An 18,266-nucleotide genomic window follows, 5' to 3' on the forward strand; every position below is an offset into this window, starting at 1 on the left:
TTTCCAAATTTCTGGTTTGTCGCATACTCCCCACATCAACCAATACAGAGGGATCAATGAGCGAAGATCAAACCAATACCACGGCTTTCGAGGACAGGCGTTTTCGTTTGTTGATCGATGCGGTGGTTGACTACGCGATTTACATGATTGATCCCGACGGCATCATCATCAGCTGGAATGCTGGTGCGCGGCGTTTCAAAGGCTATGAAGAAGCCGAGATCATCGGTCAGCATTTTTCGCGCTTTTACACCGATGACGATCGCGGAGTCGGCAAGCCGCAAAAGGCCCTGGACACGGCGATCCGCGAGGGGCGTTTCGAGGGCGAGGGCTGGCGTGTGCGCAAGGACGGCACGCATTTTTGGTCCCACGTGGTGATCGACCCGATATACGACCCTTCGGGCCAATTGCTCGGTTTTGCCAAGATCACCCGGGATTTGACCGACCGGAAGATGGCGCAGCAAGCCCTGGAGAAAACCCGTGAAGCGCTGTTCCAGGCGCAGAAGATGCAGGCTATCGGCCAGCTCAGCGGCGGTATCGCTCACGACTTCAACAACTTGCTGACCGTTATCCTCGGCAATCTGGAAATCGTCCGTAAGCGAATTTCAGACGACCCGAAAATTACCCGGCTGCTCGACAACGCCACCCAGGGTGCCTTGCGAGGCGTCTCCCTGACCCAGCGCATGCTGGCCTTTGCCAGGCGTCAGGAACTCAAATCCGAACCCGTCGAGATACCGGCACTGGTGCAAGGCATCTCCGGGCTGTTGCGCAGCTCGCTCGGGCCTTCGGTGGTCCTCGAAACCCGTTTTCCTGCGGAGCTCGAACCGGTGCTGGCCGACGTCAACCAGCTTGAGTTGGCCGTACTGAACCTGGCAACCAATGCCCGTGATGCCATGCCTCACGGTGGAAAAATCGTCATCAGCACCCGGACCGAAGACGTTTGTGATGACATTCGACCGCCTATGGCGGCGGGCCGATATGTGTGTCTGTCTGTCACCGATACGGGAGAGGGCATGGATGACGCGACGCTGGCATCGGCAATGGACCCGTTTTTCACGACAAAGGGGCTGGGTAAAGGGACCGGGCTGGGATTATCGATGGTCCACGGTTTTATCGAGCAATTGGGAGGGCGGTTCGTCCTCAAAAGCAAGAAGGACCACGGAACAACCGCAGAGCTATGGTTGCCCGTCGCGAACAGTAACGCGCCCCCTGACGTTGTTATCGATGAGCCGGTTACGCCGCAGGTGCCTCGGCTGAGCGTGCTGGTGGTGGATGACGATAGTCTGGTGCTGACCAGCACCTGTTTGTTGCTTGAGGATCTCGGCCATCGGGTGATCGCGGCGACATCGGGCGTACAAGCGCTGGAGATGTTAGCCGGCGATCAAGTCATCGACCTGGTCATCACCGATATGGCGATGCCGCAGATGAGTGGCGCGCAACTGGCGGACGCCATCCGCAGGCTCAAACCGCACATGCCGATTATCCTGGCCTCCGGCTATGCAGAGCGTCTTGAAAGTTTTGAGGCCGGGTTGCCAAGGTTGTCGAAGCCGTTTACCCAACTCAACCTGGTGGAGATCATTGCGTCGACGATGAAGTGATTGCAAATTACAACCGTAGTTGTGCCGAGCAGTTTCTTCACCTGAGGAAACATTTCTGTCTCCTCTACTTTGATGTCTCATGCCGTTCGCGGATCAACGATCGGCTTTTTACGCTGCTCATAACGGGCGAGGACCGGTTGGGTGCTGATGCCGTGGACCAGGATACTCAGCGCCACCACGGAGAGTGTCAGGTCGGTACACAGGGTTGCCACCGAAGGGGCCAGCCCATGGTTGAGAACATAGAACAGGTAAAAAAAGCTGCCGATCCCGCGAATGCCGAACCAGCCGATCAGCAGTCGTTGCCGACCGTCGAGCAAACCACCCCAGGGTATGAGCATGACGCTCATGGGGCGAACCAGGCAAAACAATAGGCCGCCGATGGCAAGGGCACGCCAGTCCCAGTGGGCCATCAGCACGACGCCGAGCAACGTCACCAAAAACACTTCCATGGCCCGTTCCACCAAGCTGCCAAACGACAGCATGTCGCCGATCATGATCCCGGCGGCAACCTGCGTGTCTTGCAAATGCTCCACATCGCCATGCACGGCAGCGTCGGGCTCAACGTTCTGGTGGCCAACCACCGCTTGCACCAGATGTTCCGCCGGTGGCTGGGCATTTCCGGTGGACTTGACCTCGGCGCCGCGCAAGCCCAGCCCTGCGGCGAATACCGAGAGAAACCCGTAGCCGTGAACCGTCTCAGCCGCGACATAGGCCAGTGCGATCAGCGCGAAGGTCAGGTAATCGTTGGGTGATAGGGTGCTGTCGGCGTTTCTGATGCGCATCGACAAGGTCAGGCGCCCGATGCCACGGCCCATGAAATAGCCGATCAGCAAACCCGCAGGCACTGCCCATAACAGCCGTTTGAGTGCCCAGTCATCAAGCCAGGCCGTTGAGGAGGCCTCGCCCTGTTGAATAAACAACAGACCGAGAATGACAAAGGGAAACGCGATCCCGTCGTTCAGGCCGGCTTCACCAGAGAGCCCGAAGCGGACCGGGTCGTCATCCTTGGCATCATTGACCTGAACCAGCGAAGCCAGTACTGGGTCGGTCGGCGCCAGTATGGCGCCGATCAGCAGCGACGGCCCCCAGGGCAGGTCGAAGGCAAAATGCAGCAACAGGCACACGCCGGTGATGCTCAGGAGCATCACTGGTCCCGCGAGCCCGTACGCCACGCGCCATTTGCGATCCTTGAGCGGCAGCCGCAATTTGAGTCCGCAGACGAACACTGAAAAGAGCACCGCGACTTCAGTCAGGTGCTCCATCCAGAACGACGCGTCTTTGATATCCAGCCTGAGCCAGTCGAGCCCCGCCGGCCCGATGGCCACGCCCAGCACCAGGCACACAGCCGAGGTGGTCACCGGCATCCAGCGCAGGTACGACGAGGTGAGCGCCAGCGTCAGCAGCACGGCGCCCAGCACGGCGACCCAGGCAATGAAGCCCATGGCTTGGTTAATCAACCGACTGGGCGCGTAAATACTCAGGGGTCAGGACGTTGAACCACACCAGGATCATTTCCAGCAGGATCGTGACCAGCACCAGCGGCCCGACACCCCAATCCGTCCAGGCGAAGTTGGGTTGGGTAAACAGCTTGACGATAGGTGCGGACATGGCGACCTCCAGATATCGAAAGGCCCGCCAGTGGAGGGCCCTATAAGGTGTTGAGCGCAACCAATGTCCACGGGTTCATTTTTTCCGCGGCAGCTCAAAGGATCGGTTTACCGCCGGTCACACCAAAGCGCTGGCCGGTGATGTAGCTGCCTTCATCTGAGGCCAGCAGCACATAGATCGGCGCCACTTCCACGGGCTGACCCGGGCGGCCAAGGGGGGTGTTGGCGCCGAAGTTCTGCACGGTTGCCTCGGGCATGGTGGAAACGATCAGCGGTGTCCAGATCGGGCCCGGGGCGACGCTGTTTACCCGGATGTTCTTCGGCCCCAGCATCTGGGCAAGGCCGGCGGAAAAATTGGCAATGGCGCCCTTGGTCGTGGCGTATGCCAGCAGTGTCGGGTTAGGGAAGTCTGAGTTGACTGAACTGGTGTTGATGATCGAACTGCCCGGCTGCATGTGTTTCAACGCGGCCTGACAAATCCTGAAGATGGCGGTGATGTTGACGTCGAAGGTCATCACCCATTCTTCGTCGGGGATCTCTTCGAGGGTTTCGTGGGTCATCTGGAACGCGGCGTTGTTGACCAGCACATCGATGCGCCCGAAGCGCTCAACGGTTTTCTCTACCAGTGCGTGGCAATGCACCTTGTGCGCCAGGTCGCCGGGCAGCAGCAGGCATTGGCGGCCGGCCTGTTCGACCCAACGGGCGGTTTCTTGCGCGTCTTCCTGTTCATCGAGGTAGGCGATGGCCACGTCCGCGCCTTCACGGGCGAAGGCAATCGCCACCGCGCGGCCAATGCCGCTGTCACCACCGGTGATCAGCGCGATCTTGCCCTCCAAACGCCCCGAGCCTTTGTAGCTTTGCTCGCCGCAGTCCGGGTAGGGGTCCATTTTGCGTTGAGAGCCGGGGACGGGTTGTTGTTGCTTGGGGAAGGGTGGTTTTGGGTAGTCGTTCATCATCAATCTCCGAACAGCGGGTCGTGTTCGAGTTGACTGTGGGGCTTTGGCTGGAGTTCGGTTGAATTTCAGATGACTTGCTGTACGCAAAACACTGTGGGGCGGGCAAGCCCGCCCCACAGGGATAACGATTGCCTTAGGCCATATCAGCCCTTGAGGTGCTGCAAACTGCGCTCCATCCGCGCGATGCCTTCTTCCAGCAGTGACCGTGGGCAGCCGAAGTTCAGGCGCACGAATTGCTGGCCGTCATCACCGAAGTCCAGGCCCGGGCTCAAACCGACCTTGGCCTGTTCGAGGAAGAACTGGTGCGGGTTGTCCAGCCCCAGCGCCGTGCAATCGAGCCAGGCCAGATAAGTGCTTTGCGGCACGTTCATGGTGATGCCCGGCAGGCGCGTGCGCACGGCGTCGACCAGATAATCACGGTTGCCTTGCAGGTAATCCTTCAGCGCGGCCAGCCAGGGCCCGGCTTCGCTGTAGGCGACGCGCGTGGCTTCCATGCCCAGCGGGTTGACGCTGTCGACCATGCCGCAGCGGGCGTGGTTGATCTTCTCGCGCAGGTGGCGATCCTGAATGATCATGAACGAGGTTTTCAGCCCGGCGATGTTATAGGCCTTGCTCGCCGACATCAGCGTGATGGTGCGCTGGGCAATTTGCGGGCTGAGGGAAGCCATCGGGGCGTGCTGGCGGCCGTCGAAGCACAATTCGGCGTGGATCTCGTCGGAGATGATCCAGGCGTCGTGCTCCAGGCAGATGTCGGCGATCGCTTGCAGTTCGGAACGGGGAAACGCCTTGCCCAGCGGATTGTGCGGGTTGCTCAGCAGCAGGGCGCCGCCACCTTGCAACGACTGGCTCAAGGTAGCCAGTGGCGTGGTGTAGCTGCCGTCGGGTTGCGGGTCGAAATTCAACTCGACCTTGTTCAGGCCCCAATGCCCCGGTGCATGGCGCAGCGGCGGGTAGTTCGGCACTTGCACGACCACGTTCTGTGGCGGCTGGACCAAGGCCTTGAGGGCCATGTTGACGCCCGATTCGACACCCGGCAGGAAGATCAGCTCTTGTGGCTCGATGCGCCAGGCGTACTTGTTCCACAAATCGGCAACGATGGCCTCGCGCAGACTGTCCGGCGCCACGCTGTAGCCGACCATCGGGTGTTCCAGACGCTTTTGCAGGGCCTCGATGATCATTGGCGGCGCAGCGAAATCCATGTCGGCAACCCACATCGGCAACACGTCGGCCGGGTAGCGGCTCCATTTGGTGCTGCCGGTGTTGTGGCGGTCGAACACCTGATCAAAATCGAAAGTCATGCGCGGTCTCGTAACAGCGGGTGGGTGATGGTCGCCATGATAATCGCCAATCCCTGTGGGAGCGAGCGTGTGATTGGGTTGATGACCGGGTGCGTCCGACGGTCGGCTGTCATGGTGATTTCGACAGCCTTGTCTAGAATCCAGATGTCGGCAGCCCGGCTGCCGCAACCGTGTTTGTCCAGAACAATCCGGCAACGCACCGGATTTCCACCTGATCAGGAGTGCACGATGGACCTCAGCCGTCGTCAGTTCTTCAAGGTCGCTGGTATCGGCCTTGCGGGCTCGAGCCTGGGCGCGTTGGGCATGGCCCCGACGCAGGCCTTCGCCGAGCAGGTGCGCCACTTCAAGCTTGCCCACACCCGTGAAACCCGCAACACCTGCCCGTATTGCTCGGTCGGCTGTGGGTTGATCATGTACAGCCAGGGCGATGCAGGGAAGAACGTCGCGCAAAACATCATCCACATCGAAGGTGACGCCGACCACCCGGTCAACCGCGGCACTCTTTGCCCCAAAGGCGCAGGCTTGCTGGACTTCATACACAGCCCCGGTCGCCTGCAATACCCGCAGGTGCGCAAGCCTGGCAGCACGGAGTGGACGCGAATCTCCTGGGATGAAGCGCTCGATCGCGTCGCCGACCTGATGAAGGCCGACCGCGACGCCAACCTCATCGAGAAGAATGCCAACGGCCAAACGGTGAATCGCTGGGTGACCACCGGTTTCCTCGCGGCATCGGCGGCGTCCAACGAAGCGGGTTACATCACCCACAAGGTCATTCGCAGTCTCGGCATGCTGGGGTTTGATAACCAGGCGCGTGTCTGACACGGCCCGACGGTGGCAAGTCTTGCCCCGACGTACGGCCGTGGTGCCATGACCAACCACTGGACCGATATCGCCAACGCGAATCTGGTTCTGGTGATGGGCGGCAACTCAGCAGAAGCGCATCCGTGCGGCTTCAAATGGGTGACTGAGGCCAAGGCGCACAACAAGGCGCGTTTGATTGTGGTCGATCCGCGTTTTACCCGGACCGCCTCGGTGGCCGACTATTACGCGCCCATTCGCACCGGCACCGACATCGCCTTCATGGGCGGGCTGATCAATTACCTGTTGACCGAGGACAAGATCCAGCACGAATACGTGCGCAACTACACCGACGTGTCGTTCATCGTCAAAGCCGGCTATGGCTTCGAAGACGGCATCTTCAGTGGCTATGACGCGGCCAAGCGTCTGTATACCGACAAGTCTGGCTGGGGCTATGAACTCGGCGAAGACGGCTTCGTCAAGGTTGATCCCACCTTGCAAGACCCGCGTTGCGTCTATCAATTGATGAAGCAGCACTACAGCCGCTACAACATCGAACTGGCGAGCCAGATTTGTGGTATGCCGGTCGATGCCATGCAGAAAATCTGGGAGGAAATCGCCACTTGCTCGCAGCCGGGCAAGACCATGACCATCCTCTATGCCTTGGGCTGGACCCAGCATTCTATCGGCGCGCAAATCATCCGCAGCGCGGCAATGGTGCAACTGCTGCTGGGCAACGTCGGCATGCCGGGCGGGGGCGTGAATGCCTTGCGCGGGCACTCCAATATCCAGGGTCTGACGGACCTTGGCCTGCTGTCCAACTCGCTGCCCGGTTACCTGACGCTGCCCGGCGACTCCGAACAGGATTACGCCGCTTTCATCACCAAGCGCACGCAAACGCCGTTGCGGCCGGGGCAGTTGTCCTACTGGCAGAACTACAGCAAGTTCCACGTGAGCTTGATGAAGTCGTGGTATGGCGCCAACGCCACGGTCGAAAACAACTGGGCTTACGACTACCTGCCGAAACTCGACATCCCGCAGTACGACATCCTCAAGGTGTTCGATCTGATGGGCCAGGGCAAGGTCAACGGCTACATGTGCCAGGGCTTCAACCCCATCGCCGCGCTGCCCGATAAAAACCGGGTAATGGCGGCGCTGGCCAAGCTCAAGTGGCTGGTGGTGATGGACCCGCTGGCGACTGAAACGTCTGAATTCTGGCAAAAGGTCGGGCCGTTTAACGACGTCAACAGCGCCGAGATCCAGACTGAAGTGATTCGCCTGCCCACCACCTGTTTTGCCGAGGAGGACGGTTCGCTGGTCAACAGCAGCCGCTGGCTGCAATGGCACTGGAAAGGCGCCGACGGCCCCGGCGAGGCGCGCACCGACGTGCGGATCATGAGTGAACTGTTTCTGCGTTTGCGCCAGCGTTACCAGGCCAATGGCGGCAAGTTCCCCGATCCGCTGCTCAAACTGTCGTGGCCGTACAAGATTGCCGACGAACCTTCGCCGGAGGAACTGGCCAAGGAAATCAACGGATCCGCCACCATCGACTTCACCGACGCCACTGGCGCGGTGATCAAGGCGAATGCGCAGTTGGCCGGTTTCGGCCAATTGAAGGACGACGGCAGCACGGCGTCCGGTTGCTGGCTTTTCTGTGGCAGCTGGACAGAAACGGGCAATCAGATGGCCCGCCGTGACAACAACGACCCGTTCGGCATGCATCAGCATCAAGGCTGGGCGTGGGCCTGGCCGGCCAACCGGCGGATTCTCTACAACCGCGCTTCCGCGGACTTGCAAGGCAAGCCATGGGACCCGAATAAACGTCTGGTGTGGTGGAACGGCAAGACCTGGGGCGGTACCGATGTGCCGGACTATAAGGCGGATTCGCCACCGGAAGCCGGGATGAATCCGTTCATCATGAACCCCGAGGGCGTGGCGCGGTTCTTCGCCGTCGACAAGATGAACGAGGGGCCATTCCCCGAGCACTACGAGCCGTTCGAAACGCCAATCGGCATCAACCCGTTGCACCCGAACAACAAAAAAGCCACCAGCAACCCGGCGGCGCGGATCTTCGATTCGGTGTGGGACACACTTGGCGTGGCCAAGGACTACCCGTACGCCGCCACCAGCTACCGGCTGACCGAGCACTTCCACTTCTGGAGCAAGCACTGCAAGCTCAATGCGATTACCCAGCCTGAGCAGTTTGTGGAAATCGGCGAAGTGCTGGCCAAGGAGAAAGGCATCGTTGGCGGTGATCGGGTGCGGGTCAGCAGCAAGCGCGGCTTTATCGAAGCAGTGGCGGTGGTGACCAAGCGGATTCGGCCGCTGCAGGTCAACAATCAGGTGGTGCATCAGATCGGCATTCCGCTGCACTGGGGATTTACCGGCCTCACGCGTCACGGTTACCTGACCAACACCCTGGTGCCGTTCCTCGGCGATGGCAACACACAGACCCCGGAATCCAAGTCGTTCCTGGTCAACGTGGAGAAAGTCTAAATGGCCAGCCAAGACATCATTGCCCGCTCGGCCACCACCACCCCCGCGCCGTCGGTGCGCGGCGTGGAGGAAGTCGCCAAGCTGATCGACACCACCAAATGCATTGGCTGCAAAGCCTGCCAGGTCGCCTGTTCGGAGTGGAACGAGCTGCGTGACGAGGTTGGTCACAACCTTGGCACCTACGACAACCCCCATGACCTGACCGCCGACACCTGGACGCTGATGCGCTTCACCGAGCATGAAACCGATGCCGGTAACCTGGAATGGCTGATTCGCAAGGACGGTTGCATGCATTGCGCCGAGCCCGGTTGCCTGGCGGCATGTCCCAGCCCCGGGGCGATCATCAAGCACGCCAACGGCATCGTCGATTTTGACCAGGACCATTGCATTGGCTGCGGCTATTGCATCACCGGTTGCCCGTTCAACATTCCGCGCATCTCGCAAAAAGACCATAAAGCCTACAAGTGCACCCTGTGTTCGGACCGGGTCACGGTGGGGCTGGAGCCGGCCTGCGTGAAAACCTGCCCGACCGGCGCCATCGTGTTCGGCACCAAGGAAGACATGAAGGAACACGCCGCCGAACGCATCGTCGACCTGAAAAGTCGCGGCTTTGACAACGCCGGCCTGTACGACCCCGAAGGTGTTGGCGGTACCCACGTGATGTACGTGCTGCACCATGCCGACACACCAAGGCTGTATGCCGGTTTACCCGATCATCCGGCCATCAGTCCGTTGGTGGGGTTGTGGAAAGGCATCAGCAAACCCCTGGCGCTACTTGCCATGGGCGCGGCGGTGCTGGCCGGGTTCTTCCACTATGTGCGTATCGGACCGAACCGGGTCGAGGAAGACGAGCACCCGCAACCGCCGGATACGTCGGTGCATCAAGTCGATCCGGCGGTGCACACCTTTGATCCACGCGGGGAGGGCAGGCCATGAACAAGACGATCCTGCGCTACACCAGTAACCAGCGTACCAATCACTGGCTGGTGGCGATTCTGTTCCTCATGGCCGGCCTGTCCGGGCTCGCGTTGTTTCATCCGGCCATGTTCTGGCTGACCAATCTGTTCGGCGGCGGGCCGTGGACGCGCATCCTGCACCCCTTCATGGGCGTGCTCATGTTCGTGTTTTTCCTCGGTCTGGTGTTCAGCTTCTGGCGCGCCAACTTTTTCATTAGCAATGATCGGCAGTGGCTGAAGCGCATCGATCGGGTGATGGCCAACAATGAGGAAGAGGTTCCTCCGGTGGGCAAATACAACGCCGGGCAGAAGCTGCTGTTCTGGACTTTACTGCTGTGCATGCTGGTGCTGCTGTTTAGCGGCCTGGTGATCTGGCGTGCTTATTTCAGTGAGTACTTCGGCATTACCAGCATTCGCTGGGCCATGCTGCTGCACGCGCTGGCGGGTTTTGTGCTGATCTTGAGCATCATCGTGCACATCTACGCCGGCATCTGGATCAAGGGTTCGGTGAGCGCCATGATGCATGGCGGGGTCAGTCGCGCCTGGGCAAAGAAACACCACGAACTCTGGTATCGCCAGGTGACGCAGGACGCGCCGCGCGACGAAACGCCCGAGCGACCGATCACTAAAAAGGGCTGACCCTTGCCAACCATTCTTGAACCCGGACAAATCGAAGCGGCGGCCAGTTCGCCGCCGTTTCTGTACCTGCCGCCACCTAATCTGTTCAGCCTGCGTGCACAACGCCTTGAGCTACTGGCCGTGGATCATCCGTTGGCCGATTACCTGTGCTTGATCGCAGGCCTGTGCCGGGCACAGCAACAGCTGCTGGATGACCCGCCGGCAGGCGCACCACTGGACATGCAGCGCATCGAACTGTGCCAGCAACATGGCTTGCCACCGTTCGCCGCCGACAGTCTGGCCCGCGAGGACGACTGGCAACCGTATCTGGACGCGTTGTTGCAGCGTTACGCGCCGCCCGCTCAACCGGCCGTGATCGAGGCGTTGGCAACGTTGCGCGCAGCCAGCTCCGGCCAACGTCGTGCCTGGGCGGTGGCGCTGGTCAGCGGCCAATATTCGCTGGTGCCAGCGGCGTTGGTGCCGTTCCTCGGCGCCGCCCTGCAAGCGGCCTGGAGCCATTGGCTGTTGAGCACGCCCAACCTGCAACTCAAACCCGGTGACAGCCTCAGCCAGTGCCCGTGTTGCGGTTCGCCGGCCATGGCCGGGGTGATCCGCAATCGCGGCAAACACAACGGTTTGCGCTATCTGGTCTGTTCGTTGTGCGCCTGCGAGTGGCATGTGGTGCGGGTTAAATGTGTGTATTGCGAGCAGAGCAAAGGCCTGGAATACCTGAGCCTGGAAGACGATCGCCACGCCGCCAATCAGGCACCGCTGCGCGCCGAGGTGTGCCCCGGCTGCAACAGCTATCTGAAATTGATCTACCTGGAAAACGATGCGGCCGCTGAAGCGTTGTCGGCGGACCTCGGTAGCCTGATGCTGGACATGCGCCTGGCTCAGGACGGCTACCAGCGTCTGGCGCCGAATCTGTTGCTGGCTCCCGGAGACGAATGACCACAGCGTCTACACTCTGGCGCGACGGTCTTTCGATTTCAGGAGTGCCAGATGTCCGCCAGCGGTGCCAGCCCCCACCTGCGTTTGCCTTCCATCGACAGCCTGTTGCGTCATCCGGCGTGTCAGCCTTTGGCCGAGCGCTATGGGCGCGACGCGTTGCTGACGACGTTGCGGCAGTTGCTAGATGAGGTGCGCGAAGCCGTACAACAGGGTTTGGTCCAGGCGATTGAGGTCAGCCCTGAAGTGCTGGCGGGTCGTGTGGGCGAACGCCTGCAGGTTCAACACCGCAGCCATGTGCGCCGGGTGTTCAACCTCACCGGCACGGTGCTGCACACCAACCTCGGGCGGGCGTTATTGCCGGATGAGGCGATTGAGGCGGTGCAAATGGCCGCACGCTATCCGCTGAATCTGGAATTCGATCTGCACAGTGGCAAGCGCGGTGACCGCGACGATCTGATCGAAGGCTTGATCCGCGAACTGACCGGCGCCGAAGCGGTGACCGTGGTCAACAACAATGCCGCCGCCGTGCTGCTGAGCCTCAACAGCCTGGGTGCACGCAAGGAAGGCATCATCTCCCGTGGCGAGCTGATCGAAATCGGCGGAGCCTTTCGCATTCCCGACATCATGGCCCGCGCCGGGGTCAAACTGCATGAAGTCGGCACCACCAACCGCACCCATGCCCGCGACTACCAAGCCGCCATCGGCCCGCGCAGCGGTTTGATCATGCGGGTGCACGCAAGCAACTACAGCATTCAAGGCTTCACCACCTGCGTACCGACCGCCGAACTGGCGCAACTGGCACATCAGCACGGCTTGCCGCTGCTCGAAGACCTCGGCAGCGGCAGTCTGCTGGACCTGACGCGCTGGGGTTTGCCCGCTGAGCCGACGGTGCACCAGGCACTGCTTGATGGCGCGGATATCGTCACCTTCAGCGGTGACAAATTGCTCGGCGGTCCGCAAGCCGGGTTGATTGTCGGGCGCAAAGAATTGATCGGCAAAATCAAGAAGAACCCGCTCAAACGCGCCTTGCGCGTCGACAAGCTGACCCTCGCCGCCCTTGAAGCGGTGCTCGGCCTGTACCGCAATCCGGACCGACTGGCCGAGCGTCTGCCCAGCCTGCGCCTGCTGACCCGACCACAGGCCGACATCCTTGCTCAGGCCCAACGCCTGCAATCAACCTTGGCCAGACAATTGGGCGAAGGCTGGAGCGTCAGCGCGTTGCCGGCGCAGGGCATGATCGGCAGTGGCAGCCAGCCGGTGGCGCGATTGCCAAGCGCCGCGTTGTGCCTGCGCCCCAACACCAGCAAACGCCTGCGGGGGCGATCGCTGCTGGCGCTGGAGTCGGCACTGCGAGGGTTGCCGATTCCGGTGCTTGGCCGCATCGATGACGACGCCCTGTGGCTGGACTTGCGGCAACTCGACGACGAACCGGCATGGCTGGCGCAGCTCGATCAATTGAAAGTGGAGGGCCGGGCAGGGTGATTGTCGGCACGGCGGGGCACATCGACCACGGCAAGACAGCGTTGCTGCAGGCCTTGACCGGCCAGGCGGGTGATCGGCGAAGGGAAGAGCGCGAGCGCGGTATGACCATCGACCTCGGCTATCTCTATGCCGAGCTGGAGCCAGGCGCGCCCCTGACCGGTTTCATCGACGTGCCGGGACACGAGCGCTTCACCCACAACATGCTGGCCGGGGCGCAAGGCATTGATCTGGTGTTGCTGGTGGTGGCCGCCGATGACGGCGTGATGCCGCAGACACGAGAGCATCTGGCGATTGTCGAACTGCTGGGCATTGCTCATGCCGTTGTGGCGATCACCAAGTGCGACCGGGTCGAGCCACCCCGGGTGGACGCCGTGCGCGAGCAAGTCAGTGCATTGCTGGCACCCGGGCCTTACGCCGCTGCGCCATTGATTGCGCTGTCGAGCGTAACCGGGCAGGGCGTCGACACCTTGCGTGAGGCGCTGCTGCAAGCTCAGAACGAGGTCGCACAACGCCGTCTCGAAGGTGGTTTTCGGCTCTCTATCGATCGCGCATTCAGCGTGGCTGGCGCCGGTATCGTGGTCACCGGCACGGCCGTGTCCGGGCAGGTTGCGGTGGGCGATACGCTGATCCTCGGCCCGCTGGGCAAAACCGTGCGCGTGCGCGGCCTGCATGCACAGAACCAGGCTGCTGAAGTCGCGAGTGCCGGGCAGCGTGTCGCGTTGAACCTCAGCGGTGAACGCCTGGCGCTGGAGCAGATTCATCGAGGTCAGTGGCTCGCGGCACAGTGGCTGTACGCGCCGACTCAACGCCTGGACTTCGACTTTCAGTTAATGCCCGATGAGCCACGCGCGTTTGAACATTTTCAGCCGGTTCACGTGCACATCGGTACGCAAGACGTCACCGGCCGCGTGGCGCTGCTGGAGGGGCCGACCCTGGCGCCGGGCGAGCGGATGTTCGCGCAGATCCTGCTCAATTCACCGGTGCAGGCGGTGAAGGATGATCCGCTGATCCTGCGCGACCAGAGTGCTCAACGAACCCTTGGCGGTGGCCGCGTCCTCGATCCGTTCGCCCCCAGCCGACATCGCCGCAGCCCGGAGCGATTGGCCCAGCTACAGGCGTTGGCGGCGAGCAATCGCCTGGAAGAGGTGCTCGCGCCATTGCTGAGCAACAGCGAAACCGGGCTCGATCCGCAACGTCTGGAACGCCAGTTCAATCACCCGCGAGCGGATTGGTTACTGCCTGAAGACGTGCGCCTGATCGAAACCCGGCAGGCGCCGGTGTTGTTCAGCAGCCTGCGATGGCAAACGTTGCAGGATGAACTGTTGCAGCACCTGGCGCGCTTTCACCAATTGGAACCGGATCAAATGGGGCCGGACCGCGATCGCTTGCGCCGTTTCACCGGGAGCACTCTTGAACGCTCAACGTTCATGAGTCTGCTCGACCCTCTACTCACCAAGGGTGCGATTGCCGCCAGCGGGCCATGGCTGCATTTGCCAGAACACCAGGTGCGCCTGAGCGAGGCAGATGAAGCGCTGTGGCAGCAGTTGCAACCGCTGTTCGACGCGGCGGGCTTTGATCCGCCGTGGGTACGCGAGCTAGGCCACGACGAGGTGGCTGTGCGTTCGTTGCTGCGCAAGATGGCCAGGCTGGGGTTGGCGCATCAGGTGGTCCGTGACCTGTTTTATACCGACGCAACGATCCAGCGTTTGGCGACTATGCTGTTGCAACTGGCCGATGATAATCCGGTGATACAGGTTTCGGCGTTTCGTGATGCCGTGGGGCTGGGCCGCAAACGCAGCATCCAGATTCTCGAATACTTCGACCGGCTCGGCCTGACAAGGCGCTTTGGCGATCGCCGCCAGATACGCCTGGACAACGCCTTCGCCCGGCAATCCGGGCACTGAATTCAAGGAAGGTAATCGCGCCCGGTGGCGCGGCCGGGCTTCAAACCCGGTTGGGGACGGCATCCGTTCCCGGGCAGGTTCGACTCCGGCTACCTTCCGCCATTTTCCTGTGCTGAATATTGACGCTTACACGAGCCTCACGTTTGCCGATGTACGTCTATGCTGGGCAAAACGACTTCCTACCTACGCAGTGCACTGTAAGGAGATTTCCATGGTGCCTTTACCGCTGTCAGAGAAGGCCTTGTCCCGCGGATTGCTGGATGTGCTGATCCGCGCCGGACTGATTGTTGTGCTGGTGTTGTTCTGTTTCGAGATATTCAGCCCGTTCCGTGACTTGATGCTGTGGTCGGTGATCCTGGCGATCACGTTGTATCCGCTGCAACAGCGACTCAGAGGCCCGTTGGGGCAAAAGGACGGCCGCATTGCGACGGTGATCGTGCTGGTGGCGATCATCATCCTGATGGTGCCGATCTACCTGTTGGGCACGTCGATTGCCGATTCCGTGGAAGGTGCGATGAGCGTCGTCAAGGAGGAGGGCGTGCGAATTCCGGCGCCGGCGGAGTCTGTGGCGCAATGGCCGCTGATAGGTGACAAGGTGTATGCACTGTGGCAACAGGCGGCCACCGATCTTCCCGGGCTCACAGCCAAATACATCCCGCAAATCAAAGGTTTCAGCCTCGGCTTGCTGGGCAAACTGGCCGGTGTCGGCATGGGTTTCCTGACCTTTATCTTTTCGCTGATCATCGCCGGGATTTTCATGGCCTACGGTGAGGCCGGCAGCCGTGCTTCGGTACAGATTGCCTCGCGGATCAGCGGGCCGGACAGAGGCCCAGGCATGGCGGCCTTGTGCACCGCAACCATCCGTGCGGTAGCGCTCGGCGTCGTGGGTATCGCCTTCATTCAAATGCTCCTGGTCGGGCTCGGCTTTGTCCTGAAGGGCGTTCCCGGCGCAGGCCTGCTGGCACTGGCGGTGCTGTTGCTGGGCATCATGCAATTACCGGCGACGCTGATTACCGTGCCGGTAATTGCCTATGTCTTCGCCACCGAAGGCCCCAGCACCGCCACTATTGTGTTTGCCATTTACGTGTTCGTTGCCGGTCTGGTGGACAACGTGCTCAAGCCATTGCTGCTGGGGCGTGGTGTCGACGTGCCGATGCCGGTGGTGTTGATTGGCGCCCTGGGCGGCATGGTCACCAGCGGCATCATTGGTCTGTTCATTGGCCCGGTGATACTGGCGGTCGGTTATCAACTGTTCTGGCAGTGGGTACAGGATTCACCAACATCCGCAACGTGACCGACGTGCGTTGGCTGAGCCGTACGGCCTGAACTTCAGCCCGTCGGTTCAGCCACGCAGTCGAGCATTCCCGAGCCGGGCTTCTGGAACAGGACGGCATCGCCGTCTTGCCGGAAGCTGTAGCGTCCCAGTGCATCCTTGCCGATGTATTGCGTACCGACATCACTCGGCACCTGGTTCAGCGTGATCGAGCTATTCGCCCAGGCCAGGTAAACCACACCCGGTTGCGTGGTGAAGAACGTCGCGGCAATCAGAGCATTCAACCCAGTGCAGCGAAATGCCAGGGGGCCTTCGGTGAGTCTGTACGGGTCTTTGGTCCTGACAATGGCCGAGCCTTGGCGCAACTGGTGCGCGCGCCTGGCATAACTGCTGATCGTGCAGCCTCGGGGATCAGGCCCGGAGGCACACTGGTTACGGGCATCCATCCAGAACTGTTGGTCGATCAACACTTTATCCGGACGCGGGACAGAGTGTTCATCCGTCAGCGCCAGGCGATAAAGGCGCATCAGCTCGATATCCATTTGTGCCAGTTGCGAGTCGCGACAGATCAGCTTTTCCACAGTCGCTGTTGCCCGGGTGCAGTCGTAGCTGGTGGTGAAGGACGCCGCGTGCGCGCAAGGGACCGTCACCAGGCAGGCGCTGGCAGCGAATAAAGAGGTGAAACAGGCCATGACCGTTTTCATGTTGGCGTCACACAGATCACCGGAGTGCCTCGGGTGTATCGCAGTGTAAGTCAGTGTTCAGAACTTGCCACGTCGGCTGACGGCTGGGTGGCTGGAAAGGGCTATCCTGAATGGGCGGATCCAGGTCCGCCACAGAGCAGTGATCACTGGCCCGAGCGGGAGATACCTGATGTTGTCCTTGTTCACTGAAAGCCCGTTAATGGGCGGCCTGGTCTTGATCCTTATCGACATGGTGATGTGGCGAGTGGTCGCCTCCCACCGCTACAACTGGAAAGTGCTGGCGCGGGTGGTCATTTTTTCGTTTTACAGCGCGCTGTTGTTCCACCAAGGCCTGAGCCCGTGGGAGCCGGGCCCCCCGGTCAGTGACACAACGCTGCAGTTTGCGACCACGGTGCTGCAGATTATGTGGTGGCTGTTCGGCGCACGTACCCTCACGGTGATAATCGGCGCGGTCATGATGTACCGGGTCGGGCACACCGGGCGTTTGCTCCAGGACCTGCTCGGCGCGGTGATTTTCCTGGTCGCGGTGATCGCCGCCCTGGCCTATGTGCTCAATCTGCCGGTCAAGGGCGTGCTGGCGACTTCCGGCGCCTTGGCAATCATTGTCGGTCTGGCCCTGCAAAGTACCCTCAGCGATGTGTTTTCCGGGATCGTCCTCAATACCACCAAGCCCTATCAAATCGATGACTGGATCGCGATCGACGGCACCGAAGGCCGGGTGACCGATATCGATTGGCGCGCAACGTTCCTGCAGACCTCCCAGGGCAACATGATCGTGATCCCCAATTCAATGGCGGCCAAGGCCAAGATCACCAACTTCAGTCGGCCCAGCGACATGTTCGGGGTCTCGATCAGCTTGCTCATTAGCCCCCTGGTGCGCCCGAACCGGGTGTTCGATGCCCTTGAACGGGCCGCCCAGGGGTGCCGCATCCTGCTGACCAAACCGGCCCCCAAAGTGACGATCAAAAGCACCGGCGGCAACGGTGTGGAATACGAGGTCAGCGGTTTCGTGGTGTCGATGGATCAGAAACGCTCGGTGCGCAACCAGCTCTACGATCTGGCGTATCGGCATTTGCAGGCGGCCGGTATCAACTGGTTGTCGACCGTTGAATCGAGTTTGCCCCCCGTGCAGTCAAAAGCGCGGGGGTTGCTGGATAACGCGAGCATTTTCGCGGCGACCTTGAGCGAGGAGGAAAAGGATGAAGTCAGCCAGGCCATGACCCGGCAGATCTTCCAGCCGGGTGAAGTGATTTTGCCCGCCGGCCAGGTCAGCGAGCACCTGTACATTATCGAGTCAGGGGTGGTGACGGTGGCCCTGAGCCGTGCCGGCGTGAAGTTCGAAGCCGGGCGCATGGGACCGGGCGAGGTGATTGGCGAAGGCGGCATCGTCTCGGGCACGGCGTTACCGGCGGAGTTCGCCGCGCTGACATTCTGCAATCTGTACCGGATCGAAAAGGAATTCTTCAGGCCGTGTGTGGAAGCCCGCCATGACATCAGTGAAGCGATGAAAGCGTTGCTGGATTTCCGTTTGCAGATTGCGCACACGATGACTCAGGAAGAGCCGAAGGCAACTGAGAAGAGGGGCTTTTTGCAGTGGTTGCGTCGACGGGTTTGATTGGCAACGGTCT

The 18,266-nt window shown here is 61.0% G+C and carries 14 protein-coding genes and 1 tRNA gene; 10 read left to right on the top strand and 5 right to left on the bottom strand.

What is annotated here, in order from left to right; all coding sequences use genetic code 11:
- Positions 1–56 precede the first annotated feature (56 nt).
- Positions 57–1,595 (top strand): PAS domain S-box protein, encoded by a 1,539-nt coding sequence (locus M5G20_RS04050; RefSeq protein ID WP_273918011.1) that lies wholly within the window; start codon positions 57–59, stop codon positions 1,593–1,595.
- 77 nt (positions 1,596–1,672) lie between these two features.
- On the opposite strand, the gene M5G20_RS04055 is transcribed toward M5G20_RS04050, so the two are convergent.
- The 4 genes from M5G20_RS04055 to M5G20_RS04070 form a co-directional block, all read right to left on the bottom strand.
- Complete coding sequence (locus M5G20_RS04055; protein WP_273918076.1) at positions 1,673–3,037, bottom strand: cation:proton antiporter; 1,365 nt, start codon at positions 3,035–3,037, stop codon at positions 1,673–1,675.
- A 7-nt stretch (positions 3,038–3,044) separates the two neighbouring features.
- Positions 3,045–3,203: a hypothetical protein gene (locus M5G20_RS04060; protein WP_273918078.1), complete on the bottom strand. Its 159-nt coding sequence runs from the start codon at positions 3,201–3,203 to the stop codon at positions 3,045–3,047.
- 94 nt (positions 3,204–3,297) lie between these two features.
- Positions 3,298–4,155, bottom strand: a complete 858-nt coding sequence (locus M5G20_RS04065) for an SDR family oxidoreductase (protein WP_273918012.1) — start codon at positions 4,153–4,155, stop codon at positions 3,298–3,300.
- A 146-nt stretch (positions 4,156–4,301) separates the two neighbouring features.
- Positions 4,302–5,456, bottom strand: coding sequence for a MalY/PatB family protein (locus M5G20_RS04070; protein WP_273918013.1), 1,155 nt, complete (start codon positions 5,454–5,456; stop codon positions 4,302–4,304).
- Between the two features lie 228 nt (positions 5,457–5,684).
- Here M5G20_RS04070 and fdnG point away from each other — a divergent pair, with 228 nt between their 5' ends.
- From fdnG to M5G20_RS04110, 8 genes are all read left to right on the top strand, one after another.
- Complete coding sequence (gene fdnG, locus M5G20_RS04075) at positions 5,685–8,750, top strand: formate dehydrogenase-N subunit alpha (RefSeq protein ID WP_273918014.1); 3,066 nt, start codon at positions 5,685–5,687, stop codon at positions 8,748–8,750.
- Complete coding sequence (fdxH, locus tag M5G20_RS04080) at positions 8,751–9,686, top strand: formate dehydrogenase subunit beta (protein WP_273918015.1); 936 nt, start codon at positions 8,751–8,753, stop codon at positions 9,684–9,686. It abuts the gene before it with no gap.
- Positions 9,683–10,345 carry a formate dehydrogenase subunit gamma gene (locus M5G20_RS04085; protein WP_273918016.1) on the top strand — a complete coding sequence of 221 codons (663 nt, stop codon included), beginning with the start codon at positions 9,683–9,685 and terminating at the stop codon, positions 10,343–10,345. The genes fdxH and M5G20_RS04085 overlap by 4 nt, the downstream gene beginning before the upstream one ends.
- 3 nt (positions 10,346–10,348) lie before the next feature.
- The gene (gene fdhE, locus M5G20_RS04090) at positions 10,349–11,275 is read left to right on the top strand and encodes a formate dehydrogenase accessory protein FdhE (RefSeq protein ID WP_273918017.1); all 927 of its coding nucleotides are present in this window, start codon (positions 10,349–10,351) and stop codon (positions 11,273–11,275) included.
- Between the two features lie 51 nt (positions 11,276–11,326).
- Positions 11,327–12,757: an L-seryl-tRNA(Sec) selenium transferase gene (selA, locus tag M5G20_RS04095; protein ID WP_273918018.1), complete on the top strand. Its 1,431-nt coding sequence runs from the start codon at positions 11,327–11,329 to the stop codon at positions 12,755–12,757.
- Positions 12,754–14,661, top strand: a complete 1,908-nt coding sequence (gene selB, locus M5G20_RS04100; protein WP_273918019.1) for a selenocysteine-specific translation elongation factor — start codon at positions 12,754–12,756, stop codon at positions 14,659–14,661. The genes selA and selB overlap by 4 nt, the downstream gene beginning before the upstream one ends.
- Before the next feature lie 6 nt (positions 14,662–14,667).
- Positions 14,668–14,763 (top strand) — tRNA-Sec (locus M5G20_RS04105).
- Between the two features lie 109 nt (positions 14,764–14,872).
- Positions 14,873–15,955, top strand: coding sequence for an AI-2E family transporter (locus M5G20_RS04110; RefSeq protein WP_273918020.1), 1,083 nt, complete (start codon positions 14,873–14,875; stop codon positions 15,953–15,955).
- Between the two features lie 35 nt (positions 15,956–15,990).
- On the opposite strand, the gene M5G20_RS04115 is transcribed toward M5G20_RS04110, so the two are convergent.
- The gene (locus M5G20_RS04115) at positions 15,991–16,638 is read right to left on the bottom strand and encodes an MliC family protein (RefSeq protein WP_273918021.1); all 648 of its coding nucleotides are present in this window, start codon (positions 16,636–16,638) and stop codon (positions 15,991–15,993) included.
- A gap of 169 nt (positions 16,639–16,807) precedes the next feature.
- On the opposite strand from M5G20_RS04115, the gene M5G20_RS04120 reads away from it, so the two are divergent.
- Positions 16,808–18,253, top strand: a complete 1,446-nt coding sequence (locus M5G20_RS04120) for a mechanosensitive ion channel domain-containing protein (protein WP_273918022.1) — start codon at positions 16,808–16,810, stop codon at positions 18,251–18,253.
- The last annotated feature ends 13 nt before the right edge of the window (positions 18,254–18,266 follow it).

It is taken from the genome of Pseudomonas sp. TNT2022 ID1044 (genome assembly GCF_028656895.1).
Classification (GTDB): domain Bacteria; phylum Pseudomonadota; class Gammaproteobacteria; order Pseudomonadales; family Pseudomonadaceae; genus Aquipseudomonas; species Aquipseudomonas reinekei.

Excerpts from the sequence above, each read along its gene's own strand:
- M5G20_RS04050 (WP_273918011.1), top strand. The coding sequence starts at position 57 with ATGAGCGAAGATCAAACCAATACCACGGCTTTCGAGGACAGGCGTTTT.
- M5G20_RS04055 (WP_273918076.1), bottom strand. The coding sequence starts at position 3,037 with ATGGGCTTCATTGCCTGGGTCGCCGTGCTGGGCGCCGTGCTGCTGACG.
- M5G20_RS04060 (WP_273918078.1), bottom strand. The coding sequence starts at position 3,203 with ATGTCCGCACCTATCGTCAAGCTGTTTACCCAACCCAACTTCGCCTGG.
- M5G20_RS04065 (WP_273918012.1), bottom strand. The coding sequence starts at position 4,155 with ATGAACGACTACCCAAAACCACCCTTCCCCAAGCAACAACAACCCGTC.
- M5G20_RS04070 (WP_273918013.1), bottom strand. The coding sequence starts at position 5,456 with ATGACTTTCGATTTTGATCAGGTGTTCGACCGCCACAACACCGGCAGC.
- fdxH (WP_273918015.1), top strand. The coding sequence starts at position 8,751 with ATGGCCAGCCAAGACATCATTGCCCGCTCGGCCACCACCACCCCCGCG.
- M5G20_RS04085 (WP_273918016.1), top strand. The coding sequence starts at position 9,683 with ATGAACAAGACGATCCTGCGCTACACCAGTAACCAGCGTACCAATCAC.
- selA (WP_273918018.1), top strand. The coding sequence starts at position 11,327 with ATGTCCGCCAGCGGTGCCAGCCCCCACCTGCGTTTGCCTTCCATCGAC.
- M5G20_RS04110 (WP_273918020.1), top strand. The coding sequence starts at position 14,873 with ATGGTGCCTTTACCGCTGTCAGAGAAGGCCTTGTCCCGCGGATTGCTG.
- M5G20_RS04115 (WP_273918021.1), bottom strand. The coding sequence starts at position 16,638 with ATGAAAACGGTCATGGCCTGTTTCACCTCTTTATTCGCTGCCAGCGCC.
- M5G20_RS04120 (WP_273918022.1), top strand. The coding sequence starts at position 16,808 with ATGTTGTCCTTGTTCACTGAAAGCCCGTTAATGGGCGGCCTGGTCTTG.